The organism is Vibrio sp. 2132-1 (assembly GCF_033344315.1).
The window spans coordinates 1-1686 of sequence record NZ_JAWPON010000053.1 but is presented as its reverse complement, the minus strand read 5'-3'; the positions used below and the strand labels follow the sequence as shown (position 1 = coordinate 1686).

Sequence of the window (1686 nt, the reverse complement as noted above, 5' to 3'; positions counted from 1 at the left end):
TTTGTTGATTTTCGAACGCTTGTGACTTGGCATAATAATAAGGTCTGCGCCCAAACGTTCGGCGTAATCAAGAATTGTTGCGTAAGCTTTGCCTTCGGCAACGTGCACTTTGTAAATCACTTCATCATCAATGTGCTCGCTGGCAAATGCTTTTAGCTGCTGCTTCACATCTTGCTTCATTTTCGCCGCTGCGTCTTTTGGGAAGTAAGTGGCGACCATCGACATGTGAATACCTGGCAAAACAGTGAGCAGGTGGATTTCTGCGTTTGCTTGTTTTGCTTGCCACACCGCCAGTTCAACCGCTCGGTCTGAGAAGCCTTGGTCATTTAGATCAACCGGAACAAGAATTTGTTTATACATTCAATGTCTCTCACTAAGGCCCCAGATCCGCGGGGCCAAATCGGTTATGCGCTCAGTTGTTCCTTGCGAGCACGACGTTTTTGGTTCATGGCAAGTACCAGCAGAAGAATCAAGCAAGGTACAAATACCCATTCTTTCATTGGACGATCCGCGTCTTGAACGACCCATTTGATTTCCCAATCAAAGTCGATACCAGATGACTCCGCAGGGCTACCAAATTCAACCATGTCGACGACCATTTTGCCGTCGTTCTCAGTCAGCATCAGACCCATTGAAGAGATACGCTCTTCAGCCGTCGTTGCTCTGTCTTCGAATGGCAGACGTACCGTTTTCTCGACGTATTCGCCTTCGAGGTTTTGTCCGGCAACACGTAACTCAATGGATTCTCCTACATTTAGGTTTTCCGTGATTTGAGCTATCTCAACCCCAGGAGAAAGAACTTTCGCTGGGTATAACATGTCCCACCAAAAACCAGGTCGGAAGAATGAGAAAGTTAATACTAATAATAGGACTGTTTCCCACCACTTGTTACGAGTCAGCCACCATCCCTGCGTAGCGGCAGAGAAGATCAGCATCGCAATGATGGAAGAGATTACCGTGAGTGCTAAATGCCACCAAGAATCGATACCCATCAACAATAATTGGGTATTGAAAACAAACATGAATGGCAGAATGGCGGTTCTAATATCGTAGGTAAAGCCTTGGATACCGGTACGAATTGGATCGGACTTCGCGATTGCTGCAGCGGCAAAGGCAGCCAGACCGACCGGTGGTGTATCATCGGCGAGAATACCGAAATAGAACACGAACAAGTGCACCGCAATCAGTGGAATGATAAGACCGTGCGCTGCGCCGAGCGTTACGATAACTGGCGCCATTAGCGTTGATACTACAATGTAGTTTGCTGTGGTAGGCAGGCCCATACCGAGAATCAGACTGATAACCGCAGTAAACAGCAGCATTAGGATGACACTACCGCCAGAGATAAACTCAACAAAGTCCGTCATCACCAAGCCGATACCAGTTAGTGTCACAACGCCAACAACCGTACCTGCCGCCGCTGTTGCGACACCGATACCGATCATGTTGCGAGCACCAGCCACCAAGCTTTCAGCGAGATCGACAAAACCCTCTTTGGTTTGCTGTACTAGGTCGCCTTCTTTCGCAAGTAACGCCATCAGAGGGCGTTGTGTTAGCAAAATGAAGACCATAAAGACGGTCGCCCAAAACGCTGATAAGCCAGGTGAGAAGCGCTCTACTGTTAAACACCAAACCAGTACCACGATAGGTAGCAGGTAGTGTAAGCCAGACTTCACTGTAGGCCCC

2 protein-coding genes are annotated in these 1686 nt (G+C 48.3%); both read right to left on the bottom strand.

The window, feature by feature from the left end; genetic code table 11:
- A partial coding sequence (locus R8N47_RS23360; protein ID WP_318185877.1) for a universal stress protein occupies positions 1–360 on the bottom strand: 360 nt, incomplete at its 3' end.
- Between the two features lie 44 nt (positions 361–404).
- Positions 405–1686, bottom strand: a 1282-nt coding sequence (locus tag R8N47_RS23355) for a TRAP transporter permease (protein ID WP_318185876.1), incomplete at its 5' end; no start/stop codon positions are given.